Origin of the sequence: Planococcus sp. CAU13, assembly GCF_000775575.1 — a bacterium.
In the GTDB taxonomy this organism is placed as follows: Bacteria; Bacillota; Bacilli; order Bacillales_A; family Planococcaceae; genus Planococcus.
This window is the reverse complement of record NZ_JRGN01000216.1, coordinates 1-22,776: the sequence shown is the minus strand read 5'-3', so window position 1 is coordinate 22,776 and position 22,776 is coordinate 1. Positions and strand designations below refer to the sequence as shown.

38 protein-coding genes are annotated in these 22,776 nt (G+C 45.8%); all 38 read left to right on the top strand.

The annotated features are described in order from the left end of the window. The first annotated feature begins 34 nt into the window (after positions 1-34). The 38 genes from KW93_RS09665 to KW93_RS09485 all read left to right on the top strand — a co-directional run bounded on the left by KW93_RS09665 (position 35) and on the right by KW93_RS09485 (position 22,532). On the top strand, positions 35-1,354 hold the full coding sequence (locus tag KW93_RS09665) for a Na+/H+ antiporter family protein (protein WP_033542801.1): 1,320 nt from the start codon (positions 35-37) through the stop codon (positions 1,352-1,354). A gap of 254 nt (positions 1,355-1,608) precedes the next feature. Continuing rightward, positions 1,609-1,917, top strand: a complete 309-nt coding sequence (gene rpsJ / locus KW93_RS09660; RefSeq protein WP_033542800.1) for a 30S ribosomal protein S10 — start codon at positions 1,609-1,611, stop codon at positions 1,915-1,917. A 46-nt stretch (positions 1,918-1,963) separates the two neighbouring features. Then, on the top strand, positions 1,964-2,593 hold the full coding sequence (rplC, locus tag KW93_RS09655; RefSeq protein WP_033542799.1) for a 50S ribosomal protein L3: 630 nt from the start codon (positions 1,964-1,966) through the stop codon (positions 2,591-2,593). Positions 2,594-2,622: 29 nt separating this feature from the next. Next, the gene (rplD, locus tag KW93_RS09650; protein WP_033542798.1) at positions 2,623-3,246 is read left to right on the top strand and encodes a 50S ribosomal protein L4; all 624 of its coding nucleotides are present in this window, start codon (positions 2,623-2,625) and stop codon (positions 3,244-3,246) included. Further along, entirely contained in the window at positions 3,246-3,530 is a 285-nt protein-coding gene (rplW, locus tag KW93_RS09645) for a 50S ribosomal protein L23 (protein ID WP_033542797.1), read from the top strand. Before rplD ends, rplW begins: the two co-directional genes overlap by 1 nt. 47 nt (positions 3,531-3,577) lie before the next feature. Then, positions 3,578-4,408 (top strand): 50S ribosomal protein L2, encoded by an 831-nt coding sequence (rplB, locus tag KW93_RS09640; protein WP_033542796.1) that lies wholly within the window; start codon positions 3,578-3,580, stop codon positions 4,406-4,408. Between the two features lie 60 nt (positions 4,409-4,468). Beyond that, positions 4,469-4,747, top strand: coding sequence for a 30S ribosomal protein S19 (rpsS, locus tag KW93_RS09635; RefSeq protein ID WP_033542795.1), 279 nt, complete (start codon positions 4,469-4,471; stop codon positions 4,745-4,747). Positions 4,748-4,766: 19 nt separating this feature from the next. Continuing rightward, on the top strand, positions 4,767-5,108 hold the full coding sequence (rplV, locus tag KW93_RS09630) for a 50S ribosomal protein L22 (RefSeq protein ID WP_033542794.1): 342 nt from the start codon (positions 4,767-4,769) through the stop codon (positions 5,106-5,108). 3 nt (positions 5,109-5,111) lie between these two features. Then, positions 5,112-5,768 (top strand): 30S ribosomal protein S3, encoded by a 657-nt coding sequence (rpsC, locus tag KW93_RS09625; protein ID WP_033542793.1) that lies wholly within the window; start codon positions 5,112-5,114, stop codon positions 5,766-5,768. 1 nt (position 5,769) lies between these two features. Beyond that, complete coding sequence (rplP, locus tag KW93_RS09620; RefSeq protein WP_033542792.1) at positions 5,770-6,204, top strand: 50S ribosomal protein L16; 435 nt, start codon at positions 5,770-5,772, stop codon at positions 6,202-6,204. Next, on the top strand, positions 6,194-6,394 hold the full coding sequence (rpmC, locus tag KW93_RS09615) for a 50S ribosomal protein L29 (RefSeq protein WP_006828936.1): 201 nt from the start codon (positions 6,194-6,196) through the stop codon (positions 6,392-6,394). Before rplP ends, rpmC begins: the two co-directional genes overlap by 11 nt. Before the next feature lie 24 nt (positions 6,395-6,418). After that, the gene (gene rpsQ / locus KW93_RS09610) at positions 6,419-6,682 is read left to right on the top strand and encodes a 30S ribosomal protein S17 (RefSeq protein ID WP_033542791.1); all 264 of its coding nucleotides are present in this window, start codon (positions 6,419-6,421) and stop codon (positions 6,680-6,682) included. 47 nt (positions 6,683-6,729) lie between these two features. Continuing rightward, positions 6,730-7,098 carry a 50S ribosomal protein L14 gene (gene rplN, locus KW93_RS09605; RefSeq protein WP_033542790.1) on the top strand — a complete coding sequence of 123 codons (369 nt, stop codon included), beginning with the start codon at positions 6,730-6,732 and terminating at the stop codon, positions 7,096-7,098. A gap of 35 nt (positions 7,099-7,133) precedes the next feature. After that, the gene (gene rplX, locus KW93_RS09600) at positions 7,134-7,445 is read left to right on the top strand and encodes a 50S ribosomal protein L24 (protein ID WP_033542789.1); all 312 of its coding nucleotides are present in this window, start codon (positions 7,134-7,136) and stop codon (positions 7,443-7,445) included. A gap of 27 nt (positions 7,446-7,472) precedes the next feature. Beyond that, positions 7,473-8,012, top strand: coding sequence for a 50S ribosomal protein L5 (gene rplE, locus KW93_RS09595; RefSeq protein ID WP_033542788.1), 540 nt, complete (start codon positions 7,473-7,475; stop codon positions 8,010-8,012). A 19-nt stretch (positions 8,013-8,031) separates the two neighbouring features. Next, positions 8,032-8,217 (top strand): 30S ribosomal protein S14, encoded by a 186-nt coding sequence (gene rpsN / locus KW93_RS17125; protein ID WP_006828941.1) that lies wholly within the window; start codon positions 8,032-8,034, stop codon positions 8,215-8,217. A 29-nt stretch (positions 8,218-8,246) separates the two neighbouring features. Continuing rightward, on the top strand, positions 8,247-8,645 hold the full coding sequence (gene rpsH, locus KW93_RS09590) for a 30S ribosomal protein S8 (RefSeq protein WP_033542787.1): 399 nt from the start codon (positions 8,247-8,249) through the stop codon (positions 8,643-8,645). A gap of 30 nt (positions 8,646-8,675) precedes the next feature. Then, positions 8,676-9,215 carry a 50S ribosomal protein L6 gene (gene rplF / locus KW93_RS09585; RefSeq protein ID WP_033542786.1) on the top strand — a complete coding sequence of 180 codons (540 nt, stop codon included), beginning with the start codon at positions 8,676-8,678 and terminating at the stop codon, positions 9,213-9,215. A 33-nt stretch (positions 9,216-9,248) separates the two neighbouring features. Then, the gene (gene rplR / locus KW93_RS09580) at positions 9,249-9,611 is read left to right on the top strand and encodes a 50S ribosomal protein L18 (protein ID WP_033542785.1); all 363 of its coding nucleotides are present in this window, start codon (positions 9,249-9,251) and stop codon (positions 9,609-9,611) included. Between the two features lie 20 nt (positions 9,612-9,631). After that, entirely contained in the window at positions 9,632-10,132 is a 501-nt protein-coding gene (rpsE, locus tag KW93_RS09575; protein ID WP_033542784.1) for a 30S ribosomal protein S5, read from the top strand. Between the two features lie 14 nt (positions 10,133-10,146). After that, positions 10,147-10,329 (top strand): 50S ribosomal protein L30, encoded by a 183-nt coding sequence (gene rpmD / locus KW93_RS09570; RefSeq protein ID WP_033542783.1) that lies wholly within the window; start codon positions 10,147-10,149, stop codon positions 10,327-10,329. Positions 10,330-10,362: 33 nt separating this feature from the next. After that, positions 10,363-10,803, top strand: coding sequence for a 50S ribosomal protein L15 (gene rplO / locus KW93_RS09565; RefSeq protein ID WP_033542782.1), 441 nt, complete (start codon positions 10,363-10,365; stop codon positions 10,801-10,803). Continuing rightward, positions 10,803-12,098: a preprotein translocase subunit SecY gene (secY, locus tag KW93_RS09560; RefSeq protein WP_033542781.1), complete on the top strand. Its 1,296-nt coding sequence runs from the start codon at positions 10,803-10,805 to the stop codon at positions 12,096-12,098. The genes rplO and secY overlap by 1 nt, the downstream gene beginning before the upstream one ends. Positions 12,099-12,158: 60 nt before the next feature. After that, positions 12,159-12,809: an adenylate kinase gene (locus tag KW93_RS09555; RefSeq protein ID WP_033542780.1), complete on the top strand. Its 651-nt coding sequence runs from the start codon at positions 12,159-12,161 to the stop codon at positions 12,807-12,809. 418 nt (positions 12,810-13,227) lie between these two features. Beyond that, entirely contained in the window at positions 13,228-13,446 is a 219-nt protein-coding gene (infA, locus tag KW93_RS09550) for a translation initiation factor IF-1 (protein ID WP_006828950.1), read from the top strand. A gap of 37 nt (positions 13,447-13,483) precedes the next feature. Then, positions 13,484-13,597, top strand: a complete 114-nt coding sequence (gene rpmJ, locus KW93_RS09545; RefSeq protein ID WP_006828951.1) for a 50S ribosomal protein L36 — start codon at positions 13,484-13,486, stop codon at positions 13,595-13,597. A gap of 24 nt (positions 13,598-13,621) precedes the next feature. Beyond that, positions 13,622-13,987, top strand: a complete 366-nt coding sequence (gene rpsM, locus KW93_RS09540; protein ID WP_033542779.1) for a 30S ribosomal protein S13 — start codon at positions 13,622-13,624, stop codon at positions 13,985-13,987. Positions 13,988-14,012: 25 nt separating this feature from the next. Continuing rightward, on the top strand, positions 14,013-14,402 hold the full coding sequence (gene rpsK / locus KW93_RS09535) for a 30S ribosomal protein S11 (protein ID WP_006828953.1): 390 nt from the start codon (positions 14,013-14,015) through the stop codon (positions 14,400-14,402). 128 nt (positions 14,403-14,530) lie between these two features. After that, positions 14,531-15,475 (top strand): DNA-directed RNA polymerase subunit alpha, encoded by a 945-nt coding sequence (locus KW93_RS09530; RefSeq protein ID WP_033542778.1) that lies wholly within the window; start codon positions 14,531-14,533, stop codon positions 15,473-15,475. Positions 15,476-15,523: 48 nt separating this feature from the next. Further along, the gene (gene rplQ / locus KW93_RS09525) at positions 15,524-15,898 is read left to right on the top strand and encodes a 50S ribosomal protein L17 (protein WP_033542777.1); all 375 of its coding nucleotides are present in this window, start codon (positions 15,524-15,526) and stop codon (positions 15,896-15,898) included. Positions 15,899-16,180: 282 nt separating this feature from the next. Beyond that, entirely contained in the window at positions 16,181-17,029 is an 849-nt protein-coding gene (locus tag KW93_RS09520; protein WP_033542776.1) for an energy-coupling factor ABC transporter ATP-binding protein, read from the top strand. Beyond that, positions 17,005-17,877, top strand: a complete 873-nt coding sequence (locus KW93_RS09515; protein WP_033542775.1) for an energy-coupling factor ABC transporter ATP-binding protein — start codon at positions 17,005-17,007, stop codon at positions 17,875-17,877. Before KW93_RS09520 ends, KW93_RS09515 begins: the two co-directional genes overlap by 25 nt. After that, positions 17,874-18,671: an energy-coupling factor transporter transmembrane component T family protein gene (locus tag KW93_RS09510; protein ID WP_033542774.1), complete on the top strand. Its 798-nt coding sequence runs from the start codon at positions 17,874-17,876 to the stop codon at positions 18,669-18,671. The genes KW93_RS09515 and KW93_RS09510 overlap by 4 nt, the downstream gene beginning before the upstream one ends. Positions 18,672-18,682: 11 nt before the next feature. After that, positions 18,683-19,426: a tRNA pseudouridine(38-40) synthase TruA gene (truA, locus tag KW93_RS09505; protein ID WP_033542773.1), complete on the top strand. Its 744-nt coding sequence runs from the start codon at positions 18,683-18,685 to the stop codon at positions 19,424-19,426. Positions 19,427-19,621: 195 nt separating this feature from the next. After that, complete coding sequence (gene rplM, locus KW93_RS09500) at positions 19,622-20,059, top strand: 50S ribosomal protein L13 (RefSeq protein WP_033542772.1); 438 nt, start codon at positions 19,622-19,624, stop codon at positions 20,057-20,059. Between the two features lie 29 nt (positions 20,060-20,088). After that, on the top strand, positions 20,089-20,481 hold the full coding sequence (rpsI, locus tag KW93_RS09495; protein ID WP_033542771.1) for a 30S ribosomal protein S9: 393 nt from the start codon (positions 20,089-20,091) through the stop codon (positions 20,479-20,481). 130 nt (positions 20,482-20,611) lie between these two features. Then, positions 20,612-21,679, top strand: a complete 1,068-nt coding sequence (locus KW93_RS09490; protein WP_033542770.1) for an Mrp/NBP35 family ATP-binding protein — start codon at positions 20,612-20,614, stop codon at positions 21,677-21,679. A 166-nt stretch (positions 21,680-21,845) separates the two neighbouring features. Then, positions 21,846-22,532, top strand: coding sequence for a KinB-signaling pathway activation protein (locus KW93_RS09485; protein WP_033542769.1), 687 nt, complete (start codon positions 21,846-21,848; stop codon positions 22,530-22,532). The last annotated feature ends 244 nt before the right edge of the window (positions 22,533-22,776 follow it).

Here is a 22,776-nt window from a genome sequence, read left to right as displayed (position 1 = left end):
TTAGCGCTTTAGCAAACTAAAGGGGTTTTTATACATGAATGCTGTTATCCTGGCCGTACTGGTCATGCTGGTTCTAAGTCTTTTGAGAGTCAACGTAGTTTTTGCACTGCTGATCGGCGCTCTTGCCGGAGGGGTTATTGGCGGCCTGTCATTTATGGACACAATCACTGCATTTACGGAGGGCCTCGGAGCTGGTGCAACCATCGCCCTCAGTTATGCAATGCTTGGAGGGTTTGCGGTAGCCATTTCCCGCACAGGCATACCGGAACTGCTGGTGCAGGGGGTTTTAAAAGTTGTAAATAAGGACGGCAAGACGAGCAGAGAGGGCCTGGCAAGGGCTTTGATTATCTTCGCGCTGCTGTCTATGGCGATCCTGTCGCAAAATGCCATACCGATACACATCGCTTTCATCCCGCTGCTCGTTCCGCCCATTCTTCACATATTGAATGAATTGCGGATTGACCGCCGATTGATTGCCGCGGTATTAACTTTCGGATTGACCGCGCCATATATTTTATTGCCGTATGGCTTTGGGTTGATTTTTCACGGGATCCTGGCAACTCAGATGGAGCTTGCCGGCCTGACAATTGATATAGCAGATATTCCAAGGGCGATGGCATTGCCAGTCGCGGGGCTTGCGGTCGGCCTGATCATTGCAGTCTTTTTCTCCTACCGGAAACCGAGAGACTATCAAACGGCGGTTACTATAGAAGAAACTCAAAAAAAGAAAGCTTCCACCAAAGATGTAATCGTCACAGTAATCGCACTTGCCGCCGCATTATATGCGCAGATTGAAACAAACTCGATGATTATCGGCGCGCTGGCCGGCATCGTGGTACTGTATGTGTTCGGCGCGATGAAATGGCGGGAAGCGGACGACGTGCTGACGGAAGGGATGCGCATGATGGCGTTCATCGGATTCGTCATGATTACGGCCAATGGATTCGCTTCGGTGATTCAGGCCACGGGAGCTGTTGAACCGCTGGTGAGCAGCGTCTCGGAATTGTTTGCTGGCAACAGAGCCGCAGCAGCGCTGATGATGCTGGTTGTCGGTCTGGTGGTGACAATGGGCATCGGTTCATCGTTCGCAACGATTCCGATCATCGCAGCCATCTTCGTGCCGCTTGCGATGGAGTTTGGATTTTCAACGACAGCGATCATCGCTTTAATCGGAACAGCCGGAGCGCTGGGGGATGCTGGGTCCCCGGCATCCGACTCGACACTCGGGCCGACCGCCGGCTTGAATGTGGACGGTCAGCACAATCACATATGGGATACAGTCGTCCCCACGTTCATCCACTACAATATACCGCTCATCATTTTTGGCTGGGCAGCCGTGATGCTGCTGGGCTGAGAAAAAAATATTCAGAATTACGTCGAATGGGTTGAATCTCGAGAGAATCCTGTTATACTAATAAAAGCGAATTAGAAAGAATTTCGTGGAAACACTTGCGAAGTTCTTTTTTATTTTGTATAATGGTGAATGTTGGTCTTTGACTGCGATGAAGCGAGAGGTTACCGATACACCCGGCCGCTTTGCCATGGCGAGTGATTGGAAAATTTTCGTGGAGAATGTCTATCAAAAATAGGCGAAAAGGAGGGAAAATAATGGCAAAACAAAAGATTCGTATCCGTTTAAAAGCATATGATCACAGAATTCTGGATCAGTCTGCAGAGAAAATCGTGGAAACTGCAAAACGTTCAGGTGCAAGTGTTTCGGGACCGATCCCGTTGCCGACTGAAAAGTCTGTATACACGATCCTGCGTTCAGTCCACATCTATAAAGATTCTCGTGAGCAATTTGAAATGCGCACACATAAACGTCTGATCGATATCGTCAATCCTACACCACAAACTGTAGATGCATTGATGAAATTGGATTTACCATCCGGCGTTGACATTGAAATTAAACTTTAATCGGCAACGAAATAGAAAACACAAAAATTTGCAGGAGGTGTGACAAATGACCAAAGGAATCTTAGGTAGAAAAATCGGTATGACGCAAGTTTTTGCTGAGAACGGTGATTTAATCCCTGTAACTGTAATTGAAGCTTCTCCAAACGTAGTGCTTCAAAAGAAAACAGTTGAGGTTGACGGCTATGAAGCAATCCAGATTGGATTTGAAGACAAGCGCGAGAAGCTTGCCAACAAACCTTCTAAAGGACACGTCGCAAAAGCTAACACTGCTCCTAAGCGCTTCATTCGCGAACTTCGCAATGTAAACTTAGCTGATTATGAGATTGGTCAGGAAGTCAAAGTTGATATATTCGCAGAAGGCGATGTAGTAGATGTTACAGGAACAACGAAAGGTAAAGGTTTCCAGGGTGTTATTAAACGCCACGGACAATCACGCGGACCAATGAGTCACGGTTCACGCTACCACCGTCGTCCTGGTTCAATGGGTGCGGTTGCTCCTAACCGTGTATTCAAGCAGAAGAAATTACCTGGTCAAATGGGTGGCACGACAATTACGATTCAAAACCTTCACATCGTGAAAGTTGACGTTGAACGTAACTTGCTTCTTATTAAAGGTAATGTTCCTGGATCTCGCAAAGCATTGATTCGCGTTAAATCAGCAATCAAAGCTAAATAATTATTTTTTGAAGAAAGGAGGAAACAGGAATGCCTAAAGTAGCTTTATTAAATCAAACAGGTTCTCAGGTTGGAGATATCGAGTTAAACGATTACGTTTTCGGTATCGAACCAAATGAAGCCGTACTATTTGACGCAGTCATCGCACAACGCGCTTCACTTCGTCAAGGTAACCATAAAGTAAAAAACCGTTCTGAAGTAGCCGGTGGCGGTAAAAAGCCATGGCGTCAAAAAGGGACTGGACGTGCCCGTCAAGGTTCGATCCGTTCACCACAATGGCGCGGCGGTGGTATTGTCTTCGGACCAACACCACGCAGCTACAGCTATAAATTGCCTAAGAAAGTACGTCGTCTGGCAATGCGTTCGGCTTTGTCTTCGACAGTAGTCAACGAAAACCTGATGGTACTTGAAGGGTTGACTTTTGATGCACCAAAAACAAAATCGTTCCTTCAATTGAAGAATGATCTGTCATTGGGCAAAAAAGTATTGTTCGTAACAGCTGATGTAAATGAAAATTTAGCATTGTCTGCACGCAACATTCAAGGTATGACAGTAATCTCGGCAACTGGTATCAATGTTCTTGATCTTCTTGGACACGAGAAAGTTGTAATGACGAAAGCTGCAATCGAAAAAATTGAGGAGGTGCTTAGTTAATGGAAGCACGTGATGTAATAAAACGTCCGGTCATTACTGAGCGATCTTCTGAAGTAATGGCAGATAAGAAGTACACTTTTGAAGTGGACACTCGCGCAAACAAAACACAAGTTAAACAAGCGATTCAAGAAATCTTTGGTGTTCAAGTTGAGAAAGTCAACATCATGAACTACAAAGGTAAATTCAAACGCATGGGCAAACACGCAGGCTATACGAACAAACGCCGCAAAGCGATTGTAAAGTTGACTGCTGAATCTAAAGATATCGAATTGTTCGATATTTAATTTCCTAAAGTTCTGCTAGGAACTATTTAAAGAAGGAGGGAAACAACGTGGGGATTAGAAAATACAAACCTACCACTAACGGTCGTCGTAACATGACGAGTTCAGATTTCGCTGAAATCACTACGAACAAGCCTGAAAAATCGCTTTTAGCACCAGTTAAGCGTAAAGGCGGCCGTAACAACCAAGGTAAAATCACTGTACGCCACCACGGTGGTGGACATAAGCGCCAATACCGCATCATCGATTTCAAACGTAACAAAGATGGCATTCCAGGACGCGTTGCTACGATCGAATACGATCCGAACCGTTCGGCCAACATCGCGTTGATCCACTACGCTGATGGGGAAAAACGTTACATCCTTGCTCCTAAAGGAGTCGGCGTTGGAACAATGATCATGTCAGGTGAGACTGCTGACATCAAACCAGGTAACGCTTTGGCGTTGTCAGACATTCCAATGGGTTCTACAATCCATAACATTGAAATGAAGCCGGGCGCAGGCGGACAATTGGTTCGTTCAGCTGGTACTTCAGCTCAGGTTCTTGGTAAAGAAGGCAAATACGTAACAGTTCGTCTGCAATCAGGTGAAGTTCGTATGATCCTTGCTACTTGCCGCGCTACAATCGGTGCAGTAGGAAATGAACAGCACGAATTGATCAACATCGGTAAAGCAGGCCGTAACCGCTGGAAGGGCAATCGCCCAACAGTCCGCGGATCTGTAATGAACCCTAACGATCACCCGCACGGTGGTGGTGAAGGACGTTCGCCAATCGGACGTAAATCACCGATGTCTCCATGGGGCAAACCGACTCTTGGATACAAAACTCGTAAGAAAACGAACAAATCCGATAAATTTATCGTACGTCGCCGTAAAAAATAATTTGATTCCGCTGCGGTTCGAGGTACGAACCGTGGTGCAATCACGAAGGGAGGATCCCAAATGGGCCGCAGCTTGAAAAAAGGACCTTTTGCAGATGATCATCTTTTGAAAAAAGTTGACGCACAAAAGGACTCTGAGAAAAAACAAGTGATCAAAACTTGGTCTCGCCGTTCTACAATTTTCCCGACATTCATCGGACAAACAATCGCAGTTTATGATGGTCACAAACACATTCCCGTTTATGTGACTGAAGATATGGTAGGCCATAAACTTGGTGAATTCGCACCAACACGCAAATACGCCAGCCATGGTGCTGACGATAAGAAAACAAGACGTTAATTGAGAGGAGGATTTCCCCATGCAAGCAAAAGCTGTCGCTAGAACAGTACGTATTGCTCCTCGTAAAGTCCGTTTAGTAGTAGATTTAATCCGAGGCAAGCAAATCGGCGAAGCCGTTGCAATTTTACAGCACACTCCGAAAGCATCATCTATTGTTGTTGAGAAGTTGTTGAAATCTGCAGCTGCTAACGCTGAACACAACTACGAAATGGATCTGAACAACCTGGTTGTCAGTGAAGTATTCGTTGACGAAGGTCCAACATTGAAACGTTTCCGTCCAAGAGCAATGGGACGCGCGAGCGCAATTAATAAACGTACAAGCCACATCACTTTAGTGGTATCTGACAAGAAGGAGGGATAATTCGTGGGACAAAAAATACATCCAATAGGGATGCGTATCGGAATCATCCGTGACTGGGAGTCCAAATGGTACGCTGAAAAAGACTATGCGACACTTCTTCACGAAGATATTAAAATCCGTGAATACATCGAAGCACGTTTGAAAGAAGCTTCAGTTTCCAAAATCGAAATTGAACGCGCTGCAAACCGTGTGAACGTTACAATTCATACTGCAAAACCAGGAATGGTAATCGGTAAAGGTGGTTCTGAAGTAGAAGTACTTCGTAAACAGCTTAACTCCATGACTGGCAAACGCGTACACATCAACATCATTGAAATCAAAAGAGCTGACCTTGATGCGAGACTAGTTGCTGAAAGTGTTGCACGTCAACTGGAAAACCGTGTGTCTTTCCGCCGTGCACAAAAACAGGCAATCCAGCGCACTATGCGTTCTGGCGCTAAAGGGATCAAAACTCAAGTATCTGGACGTCTAGGCGGCGCTGACATTGCGCGTGCTGAACACTACAGTGAAGGTACTGTTCCGCTCCATACGCTTCGTGCTGATATCGATTATGCACATGCTGAAGCTGACACAACTTACGGCAAACTTGGCGTAAAAGTATGGATCTATCGCGGTGAAGTCCTTCCAACTAAGAAGAAAACTGAGGAAGGAGGCAAATAATATGTTATTGCCTAAACGCGTTAAATATCGTCGTGAGCACCGAGGCAAGATGCGCGGGGAAGCTAAAGGCGGCAAGGAAATCGCATTCGGCGAATACGGTCTTCAAGCACTGGAATCATCTTGGATCACTAACCGTCAAATCGAATCTGCACGTATTGCAATGACACGTTACATGAAACGTGGCGGTAAAGTTTGGATCAAAATTTTCCCGCATAAACCATACACGAAAAAGCCTCTTGAGGTTCGTATGGGTTCTGGTAAAGGTTCACCTGAAGGCTGGGTAGCTGTAGTAAAAACTGGTAAAATAATGTTTGAACTTGCTGGAGTATCCGAAGAAGTGGCACGCGAAGCATTGCGCCTTGCAGCTCACAAACTTCCGGTTAAAACCAAGTTCGTAAAACGTCAAGAAATTGGTGGTGAATCGAATGAAAGCTAATGAAATCCGTGACCTTACCACTGCTGAAATCGAACAAAAAGTGAAATCACTGAAAGAAGAGCTTTTCAACCTTCGCTTCCAATTGGCTACTGGTCAATTAGAAAATACGGCTCGCATCCGCGAAGTTCGTAAAGCGATTGCCCGTATGAAAACTGTGATTCACGAAAGAGTACTCAGTGGCAATAACTGATAAATCGAGAGGAGGTTTGCAAGTATGACTGAGCGTAATCAACGCAAAGTATACACAGGCCGTGTTGTGTCTGACAAAATGGACAAAACCGTTACAGTAATGGTTGAAACTCAAAAGAAGCATTCATTTTACGGCAAACGTGTAAAATACTCGAAGAAATATAAAGCTCATGATGAGCAGAACGAAGCTAAAATCGGCGATATCGTCCGCATCATGGAAACTCGCCCACTATCAGCTACGAAACGCTTCCGTTTGTTGGAAGTTGTAGAAAAAGCGGTTATCATTTAATTTAAATAATTTCGGAACTTAAGAAATTCCGGAGGGAGGTTACCTAAGTGATCCAACAGGAAAGTCGTTTAAAAGTTGCAGACAACTCGGGTGCTCGTGAAGTACTTACGATTAAAGTACTTGGTGGTTCTGGTCGCAAGACAGCAAACATCGGTGACGTAATCGTTTGTACCGTGAAAAAAGCAACACCAGGTGGCGTTGTTAAGAAAGGTGAAGTCGTTAAGGCTGTCATCGTTCGCACGAAAAGCGGAGCTCGCCGCAAAGACGGTACTTACATCAAATTTGATGAAAATGCATGCGTCATTATCCGTGACGATAAAGGTCCACGCGGAACTCGTATTTTCGGACCTGTTGCACGTGAACTGCGTGACAACAACTTCATGAAAATCGTTTCACTTGCTCCTGAAGTTCTTTAATAAATCAATGTGCCATACCAAGGAGGTGCGACAGAATGCATGTTAAAAAAGGTGATACAGTTAAGGTGATCTCAGGCAAAGACAAAGGCAAAACAGGCGTTGTTTTGACTGCGATTCCTAAAAAAGACCGTGTGATCGTTGAAGGTATCAATATCATCAAAAAACACACAAAACCGAACCAGGCAAACCCGCAAGGCGGAATTGTCAGCCAGGAAGCAGCTATCCACGTTTCAAACGTAATGTTGCTTGATCCTAAATCAGGTGAGCCGACACGCGTTGGATACAAGATTGAAGATGGCAAAAAAGTTCGTGTTGCAAAAAAATCCGGTGAAAAGTTTAACAACTAAAACTCTTGAATGAAGGGAGGTACACACATGAACCGCCTAAAAGAAAAATATGTGAATGAAATCACTCCTGCTCTAGTGAGCAAGTTTGAATATAAATCAGTCATGCAGGCTCCAAAAGTTGATAAGATTGTTATCAACATGGGTGTCGGCGAAGCAGTCCAAAACACTAAATCACTTGATGCAGCTGTTGAAGAATTGCAGACAATCTCTGGTCAAAAACCAGTTATCACAAAAGCTAAGAAATCCATTGCTGGCTTCCGTCTTCGCGAAGGTATGCCAATCGGATGTAAAGTTACACTGCGCGGAGAGCGTATGTATGACTTCCTGGATAAATTGATTGCTATCTCACTTCCACGTGTACGTGACTTCCGTGGTGTCTCGAATAAATCATTCGACGGCCGCGGCAACTATACACTTGGTGTGAAAGAACAATTGATCTTCCCTGAAATCGACTACGATAAAGTTAACAAAGTACGCGGTATGGATATCGTAATTGTAACAACTGCGAACTCTGATGAAGAAGCTCGTGAGTTATTGACACAATTCGGAATGCCGTTCCAAAAGTAAACGTGAGGGAGGCGTAAACGTGGCTAAAAAATCTATGATCGCAAAACAAAAACGCACGCCAAAGTTTAAAGTACAAGAGTACACACGCTGTGAACGATGCGGACGACCGCATTCAGTACTGCGCAAATTCAAACTTTGCCGTATTTGTTTCCGTGAACTTGCATATGTGGGACAAATTCCTGGTGTCAAAAAAGCCAGCTGGTAATCCCCTAATTTGGGAAGGAGGTAAATGTAATGACAATGACTGATCCGATTGCAGATATGCTTACTCGCATTCGTAATGCGAATATGGTTCGTCACGAGAAATTAGAGCTTCCGGCTTCTAATGTGAAAAAAGACATCGCTGAAATTCTTAAGCGTGAAGGTTTCGTCCGTGACGTTGAATATGTTGAAGATGACAAGCAAGGCATGATCCGGATTTTCTTGAAATACGGATCAAACAACGAACGCGTTATTACTGGATTGAAACGTATTTCAAAACCAGGACTGCGTGTTTATGCGAAAACTGACGAGGTGCCACGCGTACTGAATGGTCTAGGAATCGCTTTAGTATCTACATCTCAAGGTCTAATTACTGATAAAGAAGCCCGCGCGAAACAAATCGGCGGAGAAATCATAGCATACGTTTGGTAATAAGCAACAAACGAATGGAGGTGCAACAGAATGTCACGTGTAGGTAAAAAACCAATCGAGGTACCGGCTGGCGTTACAATCACTATTGGCGACAAGAATGAAGTAACGGTTAAAGGACCTAAAGGCGAGTTGACTCGCGTATTCCATCAAGATATCACTATTTCTCAAGAAGACAACGTGTTGACTTTGACACGCCCTTCTGATTCAAAAGAACACCGCACAAACCACGGTACAAGCCGTGCGTTGCTTTCGAACATGGTTACTGGCGTTTCACAAGGATTCGAGCGTACGCTTGAACTGGTGGGTGTCGGGTATCGTGCTCAGCAGCAAGGTGCTAAATTGATCCTTAACGTAGGCTACTCTCATCCGGTTGAATTCACTCCGGCAGAGGGCGTTGAAGTTGAAGTTCAAGGAAACACAAAAGTCATCGTAAGAGGCATCAACAAAGAACACGTTGGAGCTCTTGCTTCAAACATCCGCGCAACGCGTCCACCAGAGCCGTATAAAGGCAAAGGTATCCGTTACGAAGGTGAAGTTGTTCGCCGCAAAGAAGGTAAAACAGGTAAATAATGCTGCTTAGGCAGGCTGAAAGGAGTGACCTCAGTGATTACGAAACTCGATAAAAACGCATCACGTAAAAAACGTCACGCTCGCGTACGTTCTAAAATTACGGGTACAGCAGAACGTCCGCGTTTGAACGTATTCCGTTCGAATAAATACATTTATGCACAATTGATCGACGATGTGAATGGTGTAACACTTGCAAGCGCATCATCAATGGATAAAGATTTTTCCGGAGATGTAACCGGCAACGTGGAAGCAGCAGCTAAAGTTGGCGAAACAATTGCGAAAAAAGCTACTGAAAAGGGCTTGGAATCGGTTGTTTTCGACCGCGGTGGTTATTTATATCATGGACGTGTAAAAGCTCTTGCAGATGCTGCACGTGAAAATGGTTTACAATTTTAAAAGAAGGAGGGACACATTTCATGCGTCGTATTGATCCAAACAAACTTGAACTTGAAGAACGCGTAGTTACGATTAACCGCGTAGCGAAAGTTGTAAAAGGTGGACGTCGTTTCCGTTTCTCCGCATTAGTTGTTGTAGGCGACAAAAATGGTAAAGTCGGCTTTGGTACTGGGAAAGCACAAGAAGTTCCAGATGCCATCCGTAAAGCTATTGAAGATGCGAAGAAAAACCTGATTGAAGTACCTATGGTTAAAGGTACAACTCCACATCTGGTAACTGGACGTTTTGGTGCAGGCCAGATTCTTATCAAACCTGCTTCACCGGGTACTGGAGTAATTGCCGGCGGACCTGTCCGTGCGGTGCTTGAGCTTGCAGGAGTACAGGACATCCTGTCTAAATCTCTCGGATCCAGCACACCAATCAACATGGTTCGTGCAACAATCAACGGATTGACTCAACTGAAAAGTGCTGATGACGTTGCAAAACTTCGCGGCAAAACTAAAGAAGAGCTATTCAGCTAAGGAGGGAAAATATCATGGCTGCTAAATTAGAAGTTACCCTCACAAAATCTGTGATCGGTTCTAAACCGGCACAACGCATAACTGTTCAGACACTGGGCTTACGCAAAATGCATCAAACAGTTGAGCATCAGGACAATGCCGCAATCCGCGGTATGCTTGATAAAGTCGCTCACTTAGTAACTATCAAAGAAGTTTAATCCCTGATTTCTATAGAAGGAGGTGCCAACTAAATGAAACTTCATGAATTAAAACCAGCAGAAGGTTCACGCAGCTCAAGAAAGCGCATCGGACGCGGTATCGGTTCAGGTACTGGTAAAACAGCAGGTAAAGGTCATAAAGGTCAAAACGCACGTTCAGGCGGCGGTGTTCGTCCTGGATTTGAGGGTGGCCAAAACCCTATTTACCGTCGTTTGCCAAAACGTGGATTCACTAACATCAACCGTAAGGACTATGCAATCGTGAACTTGGATGTATTGAACCGTTTCGATGAAGGCACAGAAATTACACCTGCATTGCTTATTGAATCTGGTGTTGTCAGCAACGAAAGATCTGGAATCAAGATCCTTGGTAATGGTAGCTTAGAAAAGAAATTGAATGTTAAAGCTCACAAATTCTCTGGATCAGCTAAAGAAGCGATAGAAGCTGCCGGTGGACAAGCAGAGGTGCTTTAATGTTTCAGACAATCTCAAATTTTATGCGCGTGACTGATATTCGAAATAAAATCATCTTTACATTATTGATGCTCGTCATTTTCCGTATCGGAACTTTTGTTCCGGTGCCGAATGTCGATGCGTCAGTTTTGCAGGCTGCCGATCAGGTCGGTCTGATTGGCTTCTTAAATACTTTCGGTGGAGGCGCCCTTGCCAACTTCTCGATTTTGGCAATGGGAATCATGCCTTACATTACAGCGTCGATCATCGTGCAATTATTGCAGATGGATGTTGTACCGAAATTTGCTGAGTGGGCGAAACAAGGAGAAGTCGGAAGACGGAAACTTGCTCAATTCACTCGATACTTCACAATCGTACTTGCCTTCATCCAGGCAATTGGTATGTCCTACGGGTTCAACCAGATGAATAACGGGATGTTGATCACTGACGATTCAATTTCAACTTACATTGTAATTGCAATCGTTTTGACTGGCGGTACGGCGTTTCTACTGTGGCTGGGTGAGCAGATTACGGCAAAAGGTGTGGGGAACGGTATTTCGATTATCATCTTCGCGGGGATTGTCGCTGCAGTACCAGGTGCAATTAACCAATTATATGCACAGCAGATCCAAGGAGCTGGCGATCAGCTTCCGATCAACATCGCTATCATGGCGTTGCTTGCATTAGCAGTTGTTGCCATTACTGTATTGGTCATCTACGTTCAGCAAGCGCTGCGTAAAATTCCGATCCAGTATGCAAAACGTGTTGCTGGCCGTGGCCAGACAACAGGCGGGCAGCAAACGCATTTACCTTTGAAAGTGAACGCGGCCGGAGTTATCCCGGTAATCTTTGCAGTAGCGTTTCTTATCACGCCTCAAACCATTGCTTCTTTCTTCGGAGCCAATGCGTTTACGGAAGCGATCGAGAATACGTTTGATTATACTCAGCCTGTCGGCATGATCATTTATGTCGCTCTGATTATTGCCTTTACGTATTTCTACGCATTCATTCAGGTTAATCCTGAAAACGTATCGGACAACCTGAAAAAGCAGGGTGCATACATCCCGGGTATCCGGCCGGGTAAAAATACACAGGATTACTTAACGAGCGTGCTTTACCGATTGACATTTGTCGGAGCCATCTTCCTTGCCGTCATTTCTGTTCTGCCAATTTTCTTCATCAACGTTGCGGGATTGCCGCAATCAGCACAAATCGGTGGTACCAGCCTATTGATCGTCGTAGGGGTTGCGCTTGAGACAATGAAACAATTGGAATCGCAGCTTGTGAAACGTCATTACAAAGGCTTTATGAAATAAAAGATGTTTGGTGGGAACGTGAAAACGTTCCTTATCCGCTTGTCTGAGGGGGCATTCCGTATGAATATCGTATTAATGGGTCTGCCGGGAGCCGGCAAAGGCACACAGGCAGACAAAATTGTTGAGAAGTACGACATCCCTCATATTTCTACAGGTGATATGTTTCGTGCAGCCATTAAAGGCGGCACGGAATTGGGCTTGAAAGCAAAATCGTTCATGGATCAAGGTGCTTTGGTGCCTGATGAAGTGACTATCGGTATCGTCCGTGAGCGCCTTAGTAAAGCGGATTGTGAAGATGGCTTTCTATTAGATGGCTTTCCCAGAACAGTCCCTCAAGCTGAAGCTCTAGAATCTCTTCTTGCTGATATCGGCAAAAGAATCGAGCATGTCGTAAATATTAAAGTTGATCAGGACGAATTGATTGCACGGCTGACTGGCCGCTGGATCTGTAAAGTTTGTGGAACTGCTTACCATACTGTGTTCAATCCGCCGCAAGTTGCGGGCGTATGCGACAAGGATGGCGGAGAGCTCTACCAGCGTGAAGATGACAAGCCTGAAACCGTCAAGAACCGTCTCGAAGTCAACATGGAACAAACTCAGCCGCTTCTTGACTTCTACGGAAGCAAAGGTGTGCTGGAAAATATAAATGGACAGCAGGACATTCAAAAAGTATTTGCTGACATTGATGCTCTTTTAAAGGGCGACCGATGATAATCCCCGGCGCCGGGCGCAGTTAGTTGCCTCCATGCGGCTTTAGGGAGCACCGGAGATATGAATTTTCGAGAGCTGCAAAAGCTTGGTGCTTATTATATGAAAGCCGGTGCGAGATGCATGCAGACCTGGTCTGAATCGTGCAATTCAGCACTGGAAATAGTATAATGGGTTTCGTGGAAGCATCTGTGTAACGGGTTTGGAACTCATCCAAAACAGTCCGGGCGCTCGAGGATACGTGAGGCTGTAGGGCCTAACCGGATTATTCCGACCTGCCCATCGTGGGAAGCGGAACCCGGAAGATGTCTTTTATATGTCACTTACGCATTCCTGGTGAATGAATAGAAAACAATTATTCAATCAGCATCTACTGTTCGAAGATGAGGGCTGACTTGTATACAGAAGGGAGACTGGGTCGATGGCGAAAGACGATGTAATTGAAATCGAAGGAACAGTCGTTGAGACTTTGCCTAACGCGATGTTTAAAGTAGAATTGGAAAATGGCCATACGATTCTTGCACATGTATCTGGCAAGATTCGCATGCATTTTATCCGCATTCTGCCTGGAGACAAAGTTACAGTTGAACTATCTCCTTACGATTTAACGCGCGGTCGTATCACATACCGTTTTAAATAATCTTTTGCACTCCGGACTACTAAGGAGGTTGGGTTAGATGAAAGTGAGACCATCTGTGAAACCGATCTGCGAAAAATGTAAAGTTATTCGCAGAAACGGAAAAGTCATGGTAATCTGTGAAAATCCGAAACACAAACAAAGACAAGGCTAATATTGAAGGAGGTGCATCGAACACATGGCACGTATTGCTGGTGTTGACATTCCGCGCGACAAACGCGTAGTTATTTCATTAACTTACATTTTCGGTGTTGGTAAAACAACAGCTCAGAAAGTTCTTTCTGCTGCTGGTATCTCTGAAGATACACGAGTTCGTGATCTTACAGAAGATGAGTTGAACAATATCCGTGAACAATTGGATCAATACAAAATCGAAGGTGACCTTCGCCGTGAAGTATCAATGAACATCAAACGCTTGATGGAAATTGCAAGCTTCCGCGGTATCCGCCACCGCCGTGGACTACCTGTACGCGGTCAAAATACGAAGAACAATGCGCGTACGCGTAAAGGTCCTCGTAAAACTGTTGCGAACAAGAAAAAATAATCAGTAAAGGAGGTTTCTTCTTAACATGGCACGTAAACAACAAACTCGTAAGCGTCGTGTGAAAAAGAATATCGAATCAGGTATTGCTCACATCCGCTCAACATTCAACAATACAATTGTTACGATTACAGATATGCAAGGTAACGCAGTATCTTGGTCAAGCGCAGGTGCACTAGGATTTAGAGGATCACGTAAATCTACACCTTTCGCTGCACAAATGGCTGCAGAAACCGCTGCTAAAACATCGATTGAACACGGTCTAAAGACTTTGGAAGTTACAGTTAAAGGTCCTGGTTCAGGTCGTGAGGCTGCTATCCGTGCACTTCAAGCTGCCGGACTAGAAGTTACAGCTATCAAAGATGTAACTCCAGTTCCTCACAACGGTTGCCGTCCGCCAAAACGCCGTCGCGTATAATCGTTAATCTGAATAGGATTTTTGAACATCACGACTTACTGAATGTGTTCCGAATCGTTGCGAAAGTCTGTGACTATCGAATTCTTGATTTAACGAAAACACCGACGTTTTGAAGGAGGGTAAAATGAATGCTCGAAATAGAAAAACCAAAGATTGAAACGGTTGAGATCGATAACAATGCCAAATTCGGCAAGTTTGTTATTGAACCCCTTGAGCGTGGATATGGAACCACTTTAGGAAACTCCTTACGTCGAATCTTACTTTCATCTTTACCAGGCGCCGCGGTTACTTCCATTCAAATTGATGGCGTGTTGCACGAATTCTCCACTGTCGAAGGTGTAGAAGAAGATGTGGCATCAATCATCCTGAATATCAAGAAACTGGCTCTGAAAATTTACTCTGACGAAGAAAAAGTCATTGAAATTGATGTAAAAGGTGATGGAACGGTTACGGCTGCAGATATTACTCACGACAGTGATGTAGAAATTCTGAATCCGGATCTATATATCGCAACAATCGCCAAAGGCGGCCACCTGCGCATGCGCATGTATGCCAACAGAGGCCGTGGATACGCTCGAGCAGATCAGAACAAACGTGAAGATCTTCCGATCGGTGTTATCCCGATTGACTCAATTTATACTCCAGTTTCACGCGTGAATTACCAGGTGGAAAATACTCGTGTGGGCCAGTTGGCGCATTTCGATAAACTTTCACTCGATGTTTGGACAGATGGCAGCATTGGTCCAAAAGAGGCGATTGCGCTTGGAGCTAAAATCTTTACTGAGCATTTGAATATCTTTGTAGGATTGACAGATGAGGCGCAAACTGCTGAAATCATGGTTGAAAAAGAAGAAGACCAAAAAGAGAAAGTCTTGGAGATGACTATCGAAGAGCTTGATCTTTCAGTCCGTTCATACAACTGCTTAAAACGTGCGGGTATCAACACGGTACACGAACTGGCAAGCAAGTCGGAAGATGACATGATGAAAGTACGTAACCTTGGACGTAAATCACTTGAAGAAGTCAAAGTGAAGTTGGAAGATTTGGGCCTTGGCCTTCGTAAAGAAGACTGAGTTCCGAACTCGGATCCGAACTATTTTTAATAAAGGAGGGAAACTTCAATGAGAAAGCTTCAACGTACAAGTTCTCAACGTAAAGCACTATTACGTGACCTTACAACAGACCTGATCGTACACGAACGCATTCAAACAACTGAAGCCCGTGCGAAAGAAGTGCGCTCGACTGTAGAAAAAATGATTACTCTTGGTAAACGTGGAGATCTTCACGCTCGCCGTAAAGCAGCAGAATGGATGCGCCGTGAATTGGTAACATCTACTGATGCTGAAGGCAACGAAACGACAATTTTTGCTTTGCAGAAATTGTTTGATGATGTTGCACCACGTTACGCTGACCGTCAAGGCGGCTACACGCGCATCATGAAAATGGGGCCTCGTCGCGGAGATGGCGCACCAATCGTTATCATCGAATTAGTTTAATTTTCATCTGGAGAGGGTTCAAACCCTCTTCTTTTAGCATATTGATTTATACGACACATATGAAAAGCTGAGTGTTATGATGAGCGAGCCTTAACCGGCGGCGTCTTGTCTAGCTCTACGCACCTCATTCACCCCCGGCTTAAGCAACCGGGTCGCCATAGAGACAGAAAAGCGCATTTCTCTGAATGAGGTGCGCGCTTTTTTTTATTCTTTTTAGATTTTACATACGCTTCTTGTAACGAGTAGAGTAGAGATGAGAAGAGCCAGAGGAGGTCAGCTGAGATGAATCAGGAAATCTTGTCACTGGAAAACGTGACATTCACATACGATACAGAGGATGAAACGGTACGGCCGGCAGTGGAGGATGTCTCTTTTTCTATTTTACAGGGACAATGGGTCGCGCTGGTTGGCCATAACGGTTCCGGAAAATCAACCATTGCGAAACTGATGAACGGCCTGCTGTTTCCGCAAAAAGGGACAGTAAAGGTCTTTGGCCATGCAATGTCTGAAGAAACGCTGTGGGATATAAGGTCGCAGATGGGCATGGTGTTTCAGAATCCGGACAACCAGTTTGTCGGCGCGACTGTCCAGGACGACGTTGCGTTCGCACTCGAAAATAACGGGGTGCCGCATGCTGAAATGGTAGACCGGGTGCATGAAGCTTTGCATCAGGTAAAAATGGCGGATTATAAAGATCATGAACCCCATCATCTGTCCGGTGGGCAAAAGCAGCGGGTGGCCATAGCAGGAGCACTCGCAATGCGTCCGAAGCTGCTGATTTTGGATGAAGCGACTTCGATGCTTGATCCCCAGGGACGGCTGGAAGTTATTGATACCATCCGGCGCTTGCGCGAATCAACCGGTCTCACAGTAATTTCCATTACCCATGATCTTGAGGAAGCGGCCCTCGCGGAACGCATGATTGTCATGAATGAAGGACATAAGCATGTGGAAGGTGCACCGAAAGATGTTTTTAAGCGCGGCGACGAACTTACCGGAATGGGCCTCGATCTGCCTTTTGCGATGCGGATGACGCATTTATTGCAGGGGGCGGGAGTCGGGCTGCAGGAAGAGCATATGACAGAAGATAAGTTGGTGGATGAACTGTGGAAATATTACTCGAAGGCTTAGGCTATAGTTACGCAAAAGATACGCCTTTTGAAAAAAGGGCATTAACGGATGTAAACCTTCATATCCCTTCCGGTTCCTATACTGCCATTATCGGTCATACCGGTTCCGGAAAATCAACCGTACTGCAGCATTTGAATGCGCTTTTGAAACCGACAGAAGGCACAGTGCTGATAGGGGACCGGAAGATCGAAGCCGGTGTGAAAGCGAAAGATCTCCGGGGGGTTCGCCGCCAGGTAGGGATCGTCTTTCAATTTCCGGAGCAGCAGCTGTTCGATGAGACCGTTTTGAAAGATATCATGTTCGGTCCGCTCAATTTTGGCGTTCCGGAGGAAGAAGCTGAAAGGCGTGCGCGTGAGCTTGTGGTGCAATTGGGGCTGCCAGCCGGTGTATTGGAGAAATCGCCGTTTGATCTATCCGGGGGCCAGATGCGGCGTGTCGCTATCGCCGGTGTGCTGGCAATGGAACCGGAAGTGCTGGTGCTGGATGAACCGACAGCGGGCCTCGATCCGAGAGGGCGCAGGGAGATCATGGACCTTTTCCATGAATTGCACATGACGAAAAACCTGACAACCATTTTGGTGACTCACAGTATGGAAGATGCGGCAAGATATGCCGACCGTGTAGCCATTATGCATAAAGGGCATTGCGTGGCAACGGGAGAACCGGCAGCGATTTTTTCCAATGAAGAGCAATTGGGTGATTTCAGTCTCCAGCCGCCGAGGAGTGTAAAGCTTCAGCAGGATTTTGAAGAACGCACGGGTTTATTGCTGGGCAGTGTTTCGCTCACTGAAGAAGCGCTGGCGAAAAATATCGCAGCGGCTCTCTCGGAAGGGCGTGGACGGCTATGATGGAGAAAATGATTTTCGGACGCTTTATTCCTGGTGATTCATTGGTCCACCGGCTGGACCCGCGGGCAAAAATTCTTTTTGTCTTTCTGTTCATTGCCATCGTTTTTGTGGCCAATAATGCGATAGGCTATGCATTGCTGCTTGGGTTTACATTATTGATCGTTTTTCTGTCGAAAATTCGATTGTATTTTTTGATAAATGGCTTAAAACCGGTCTTTATTTTATTGATATTCACCTTTTTCCTGCACCTTTTCTTTACGAGGGAAGGGGACCTGTTATTCAGTTTCTGGATTATAGAAGTCTACGAAGAAGGATTGCGGCAAGGGATTTTCATTTCGATCCGATTTTTGGTGCTGGTGTTCATGACGAGCATCCTGACGCTGACCACTTCACCGATTTCCATAACGGACGGCATTGAAATTCTTCTCGGACCGTTCAAAAAGATCAAATTGCCGGTCCATGAGCTGGCATTGATGATGTCGATTTCCTTGCGTTTCATCCCGACGCTGATGGATGAAACCGGCAAGATCATCAAGGCGCAGATGGCACGGGGCTCGGATATCGGTTCGGGTCCGATGAAAGAACGCATCAAAGCGGTCGTTCCTTTGCTGATTCCGTTATTCGTCAGCGCCTTTAAACGCGCGGAAGATCTGGCGACCGCCATGGAAGTGCGGGGATACCGCGGAGGAGAAGGAAGAACACGCTTTAGACAGCTTGACTGGCGAGTGGCGGACACGCTCAGTTTCGTATTGCTTGGAAGTCTGGCTGCTGTGCTGTGGTATTTCCGGACATAAGGAGAGAAATTATGAAACGAATGAAAGCGATGATTGCATACGATGGTTCAGGTTTCGCCGGCTATCAGATCCAGCCTGACTCGCGGACTGTGCAAATCGAATTGCTGAAAGTGCTGAAGAGGATCCACAAAGGGCGGGACGTGCAAGTGGTGGCGAGCGGCCGGACAGATGCAAAAGTGCATGCAACCGGCCAGGTCATTCATTTTGATACGGAATTCGACATTCCTTCTGAAGGCTGGCTGAAGGCATTGAATGTATTGCTGCCGGAAGATATCCGCGTCAATCATATTGAAGAGGCTCAGCCCGGGTTTCATGCGCGCTACCATACAAGCGGTAAAACATACCGCTATAAATGGGACCGCAGCCCGATCATCAGTCCGTTCACCCGCAATTACATGGTTCACTTGAAACAGCGCCCGGATGTCGCAGCGATGCGGGAAGCGGCAAAAGCGATTCTCGGCACCCATGATTTTTCCTGTTTTTGCGCGGCAAACACCGGAGTGGTCGATAAAGTGCGCACGGTCCGGAGGCTGGATTTCGAAGAGCACGGTGAAGAACTGCATATGATCATCGAAGGTTCCGGTTTCCTCTATAATATGGTGCGCATCATCGCCGGCACATTGATGGAAGTCGGAACCGGCAAACTGCAGCCGGAAGCTGTGGCGGAAATCATCCGTTCGGCAGACCGGGGAGCGGCCGGAAAAACTGCAGCTCCCCACGGTTTATACCTTGAAAACGTCGAGTATGAAGGCTGAAGCAACCAATCCAGGTGTTTTTAGAAAAACCCTTGACTTTTGAGCGCTGGCGTTATATGATGATGTATGGTATTTTCATTACCCCCACGATATGCCCCGGAAGGTTATTAGTGCTTGGGATAACGAAAAAACGGAACAGCGGAACACTGTATTTTAAAATTTTAAACGAGACGATTTATTAGGAGGACAATATACATGCGTACAACATTCATGGCTAAAGGTCACGAAGTAGAGCGTAAATGGTTGGTTGTCGATGCAGAAGGGCAAACTCTTGGACGTTTAGCTTCTGAAGTCGCTTCAATCCTACGCGGTAAATACAAACCAACATTCACACCACACGTTGACACAGGTGATCACGTAATCATCATCAACGCTGACAAGATCCATCTTACAGGTAACAAATTGGCTGATAAGATCTACTATCGCCACACACAATTCACTGGCGGCTTGAAACAGCGCACAGCAGGCGAAATGCGTGATAAATACCCAACTAAAATGCTTGAATTGGCTATCAAAGGGATGCTTCCTAAGAACTCTCTTGGACGTCAGACTTTCAAGAAACTTCATGTCTATGCAGGCCCAGACCATAACCACCAGGCACAACAACCGGAAGTCTACGAACTTCGCGGATAATAATCAGTAAATAAGAGGAGGATACACCTTTGGCACAAGTTCAATATTTAGGTACAGGTCGCCGTAAAAATTCAACAGCACGCGTCCGTTTAGTACCAGGAGACGGCACAATTACAATTAACAACCGTGACGTATCGGATTACGTTCCATACGAAACTCTTGAGCAAATCATCAAACAACCATTGGTAGCTACTGAAACTCTTGGAAGCTACGATGTTCTTGTAAACGTAAGAGGCGGAGGCTTCACAGGTCAAGCTGGAGCAGTACGCCACGGAATTGCACGCGCTCTACTTACTGTAGACCCTGCTTTCCGTCCAGCACTTAAATCTGCTGGCTTGCTGACTCGTGACCCACGTATGAAAGAACGTAAGAAACCAGGTCTTCGTTCAGCTCGTCGTGCACCACAGTTCTCAAAACGTTAATATTCCTGAAACCCCTTTTCTCTTTGGAGAAGAGGGGTTTTATTATGTGTACAAAAGTCAGAATAGATTTAAAAAGAATTTCGCTATGGTATACTTTACGGTGAGCAAAAGTGATAAGGAGTGTATTTATATGATGACTGAAGTACAGGTTCGCGAATTACTCGGAGAGCTTCAAGATCCGTTTTTACATAGATCGCTGACAGAAACAGACGGCATTACTTCTGTAAGAATCAAAGAAGAAAAAAGCCATGTCAGCGTGAAATTGGCCATTGCCAAGGTCAATACGCCTGAACAGATGCAATTGCAGATGAAAGTGGTTGAAATTCTGAAAGGTGCCGGAGCCGATTCAGTCGGTATCCGTTTTGAAGAGCTGGCTCCGGAAGCGATGGCTAAATTCCGCGGCACAGCTAATGAATCCGAAGCACAGGATCTGTTGTCTCCGCTCAACAAAGTGGAGTTTATCTCGATTGCCAGCGGTAAAGGCGGCGTCGGTAAATCCACCGTTTCTGTGAACCTGGCGATTGCGCTTGCACGCCTCGGTAAAAAAGTCGGTTTGATTGATGCGGATATTTACGGTTTCAGTGTGCCGGATATGATGGGCATTGAAAAAACACCGGTCGTGCGCGGCGATACGATCATCCCGGTTGAGCGCTTTGGCGTTAAAGTCATTTCGATGGGCTTCTTCGTTGAAGAGAACATGCCGGTTGTATGGCGCGGGCCAATGCTTGGTAAAGTTCTGGATCAATTCTTCCGCGATGTGGAATGGGGCGATCTGGATTATCTTCTATTGGACCTGCCTCCGGGCACAGGAGATGTGGCGCTTGATATTCATCAGATGCTGCCGGCTTCCAAAGAGATCGTCGTTACCACTCCTCACCCGACTGCAGCATTTGTAGCGGCAAGAGCGGGAGCGATGGCCCTGCAGACGGACCACGAAGTATTGGGTGTTATTGAAAATATGTCGTGGTTCGAGAGCAAAGAAACGGGCAAGAAAGAATATCTATTCGGACAGGGCGGCGGACCGAAACTTGCAGAAGAGCTGCAGGTGCCGTTGCTTGGACAGATTCCTCTGGGCCAGCCTGACTGGAATGAAGCTGATTTTGCTCCTTCCGTTTATCTGGAAAATCATCCGACAGGGAAACTTTATGGAGAAATTGCTGAAGGCATCCTTAAGCAATTTGAAGCGAAACGCCAATAATCTGAACCCGGAACCTCTTAAAGGTTTCGGGTTTTTACATGTGCCCAAAATCTGAACAGAACCTTTGACTTCAAGGTTTGTTCACATCTCACGGGTTTCGTTTATGGATTTTTGCCTTTGTGATTGGTACAATCTTAAAAGAACTTCAAATAACGGAGGCATTAATGTGACAATACGAAATTGGGTGAAATTCTCTCTGACCGCACTGCTGATAGGCGGCGGGATAACCGGTCTATTGGGATTATTTATACGCTGGAACGATGTTTTCGCAGCACCATTCGCAAATGGCGAGTGGGGGGAATTCATTGCCGGCTTCATATGGATGGTAGTTGTCGGAATGACGATGAGTCTGATTGCACAGATGGGCTTTTTCGCATATTTAACGATTCACCAATTTGGAATCAATATGTTCAGAACGCTGACACTGTGGAATTGGGTGCAGCTGCTGATCATTGCTGTCGTTATATTTGATCTGATCGTCTTCCGCTTTATGCCGAACGCCGAAACTGCAGCTCAAGGCTGGCTGTACGCCGGGCTTCTGGCAATTCTGATCGGGACAGCGCTGGTGACAGCATATTTCAAAGCCAAGTGGACGACAAAATCCACGTTCATTTCCGCCCTGTTCTTCATGATTGCCGTCACAACGCTCGAGTGGCTGCCGGCTTTGATGGTTCAGGCGGGCAATATCGACAGCTGGGTAACCCTGCTGCTGTTCCCGTTCCTTGCGGTGAATGCTTATCAGCTTCTGATGCTGCCGAAATACAATGCCAAGTCTGATGAAGACCGGGATAAACTCGCAGCGCGCCGTGCAGCCCGGAGAGAAAATGCAAAACCGGCTGTTAAAAAATCATAGGATTTTGAAATGCCTGCTGAGTGAGCAGGCATTTTTTTATTTGGAATAAATTCTGGAGAGCGCTGAAGATATATAGAACATTTTCATTGGACGGTTATCGGAGTGAAGAGAGAATTACAGAAGGAAAAACTAATTTCAAAAAAACTTTTCTAAATCTGTTGACAGTGGTTTGAAGATGCTTTAATATAATAAAAGTCGCCAAGCAACAACGACGGCAAACATGAACCTTGAAAACTGAACAGCA

What these genes read in the sequence shown, in the direction of transcription:
- KW93_RS09665 (WP_033542801.1), top strand. Translation starts at nt 35, where the DNA reads ATGAATGCTGTTATCCTGGCCGTACTGGTCATGCTGGTTCTAAGTCTT.
- rpsJ (WP_033542800.1), top strand. Translation starts at nt 1,609, where the DNA reads ATGGCAAAACAAAAGATTCGTATCCGTTTAAAAGCATATGATCACAGA.
- rplC (WP_033542799.1), top strand. Translation starts at nt 1,964, where the DNA reads ATGACCAAAGGAATCTTAGGTAGAAAAATCGGTATGACGCAAGTTTTT.
- rplD (WP_033542798.1), top strand. Translation starts at nt 2,623, where the DNA reads ATGCCTAAAGTAGCTTTATTAAATCAAACAGGTTCTCAGGTTGGAGAT.
- rplW (WP_033542797.1), top strand. Translation starts at nt 3,246, where the DNA reads ATGGAAGCACGTGATGTAATAAAACGTCCGGTCATTACTGAGCGATCT.
- rpsS (WP_033542795.1), top strand. Translation starts at nt 4,469, where the DNA reads ATGGGCCGCAGCTTGAAAAAAGGACCTTTTGCAGATGATCATCTTTTG.
- rplV (WP_033542794.1), top strand. Translation starts at nt 4,767, where the DNA reads ATGCAAGCAAAAGCTGTCGCTAGAACAGTACGTATTGCTCCTCGTAAA.
- rplP (WP_033542792.1), top strand. Translation starts at nt 5,770, where the DNA reads ATGTTATTGCCTAAACGCGTTAAATATCGTCGTGAGCACCGAGGCAAG.
- rpmC (WP_006828936.1), top strand. Translation starts at nt 6,194, where the DNA reads ATGAAAGCTAATGAAATCCGTGACCTTACCACTGCTGAAATCGAACAA.
- rpsQ (WP_033542791.1), top strand. Translation starts at nt 6,419, where the DNA reads ATGACTGAGCGTAATCAACGCAAAGTATACACAGGCCGTGTTGTGTCT.
- rplX (WP_033542789.1), top strand. Translation starts at nt 7,134, where the DNA reads ATGCATGTTAAAAAAGGTGATACAGTTAAGGTGATCTCAGGCAAAGAC.
- rplE (WP_033542788.1), top strand. Translation starts at nt 7,473, where the DNA reads ATGAACCGCCTAAAAGAAAAATATGTGAATGAAATCACTCCTGCTCTA.
- rpsH (WP_033542787.1), top strand. Translation starts at nt 8,247, where the DNA reads ATGACAATGACTGATCCGATTGCAGATATGCTTACTCGCATTCGTAAT.
- rplF (WP_033542786.1), top strand. Translation starts at nt 8,676, where the DNA reads ATGTCACGTGTAGGTAAAAAACCAATCGAGGTACCGGCTGGCGTTACA.
- rpsE (WP_033542784.1), top strand. Translation starts at nt 9,632, where the DNA reads ATGCGTCGTATTGATCCAAACAAACTTGAACTTGAAGAACGCGTAGTT.
- rpmD (WP_033542783.1), top strand. Translation starts at nt 10,147, where the DNA reads ATGGCTGCTAAATTAGAAGTTACCCTCACAAAATCTGTGATCGGTTCT.
- rplO (WP_033542782.1), top strand. Translation starts at nt 10,363, where the DNA reads ATGAAACTTCATGAATTAAAACCAGCAGAAGGTTCACGCAGCTCAAGA.
- secY (WP_033542781.1), top strand. Translation starts at nt 10,803, where the DNA reads ATGTTTCAGACAATCTCAAATTTTATGCGCGTGACTGATATTCGAAAT.
- KW93_RS09555 (WP_033542780.1), top strand. Translation starts at nt 12,159, where the DNA reads ATGAATATCGTATTAATGGGTCTGCCGGGAGCCGGCAAAGGCACACAG.
- infA (WP_006828950.1), top strand. Translation starts at nt 13,228, where the DNA reads ATGGCGAAAGACGATGTAATTGAAATCGAAGGAACAGTCGTTGAGACT.
- rpmJ (WP_006828951.1), top strand. Translation starts at nt 13,484, where the DNA reads ATGAAAGTGAGACCATCTGTGAAACCGATCTGCGAAAAATGTAAAGTT.
- rpsM (WP_033542779.1), top strand. Translation starts at nt 13,622, where the DNA reads ATGGCACGTATTGCTGGTGTTGACATTCCGCGCGACAAACGCGTAGTT.
- rpsK (WP_006828953.1), top strand. Translation starts at nt 14,013, where the DNA reads ATGGCACGTAAACAACAAACTCGTAAGCGTCGTGTGAAAAAGAATATC.
- KW93_RS09530 (WP_033542778.1), top strand. Translation starts at nt 14,531, where the DNA reads ATGCTCGAAATAGAAAAACCAAAGATTGAAACGGTTGAGATCGATAAC.
- rplQ (WP_033542777.1), top strand. Translation starts at nt 15,524, where the DNA reads ATGAGAAAGCTTCAACGTACAAGTTCTCAACGTAAAGCACTATTACGT.
- KW93_RS09520 (WP_033542776.1), top strand. Translation starts at nt 16,181, where the DNA reads ATGAATCAGGAAATCTTGTCACTGGAAAACGTGACATTCACATACGAT.
- KW93_RS09510 (WP_033542774.1), top strand. Translation starts at nt 17,874, where the DNA reads ATGATGGAGAAAATGATTTTCGGACGCTTTATTCCTGGTGATTCATTG.
- truA (WP_033542773.1), top strand. Translation starts at nt 18,683, where the DNA reads ATGAAACGAATGAAAGCGATGATTGCATACGATGGTTCAGGTTTCGCC.
- rplM (WP_033542772.1), top strand. Translation starts at nt 19,622, where the DNA reads ATGCGTACAACATTCATGGCTAAAGGTCACGAAGTAGAGCGTAAATGG.
- KW93_RS09490 (WP_033542770.1), top strand. Translation starts at nt 20,612, where the DNA reads ATGATGACTGAAGTACAGGTTCGCGAATTACTCGGAGAGCTTCAAGAT.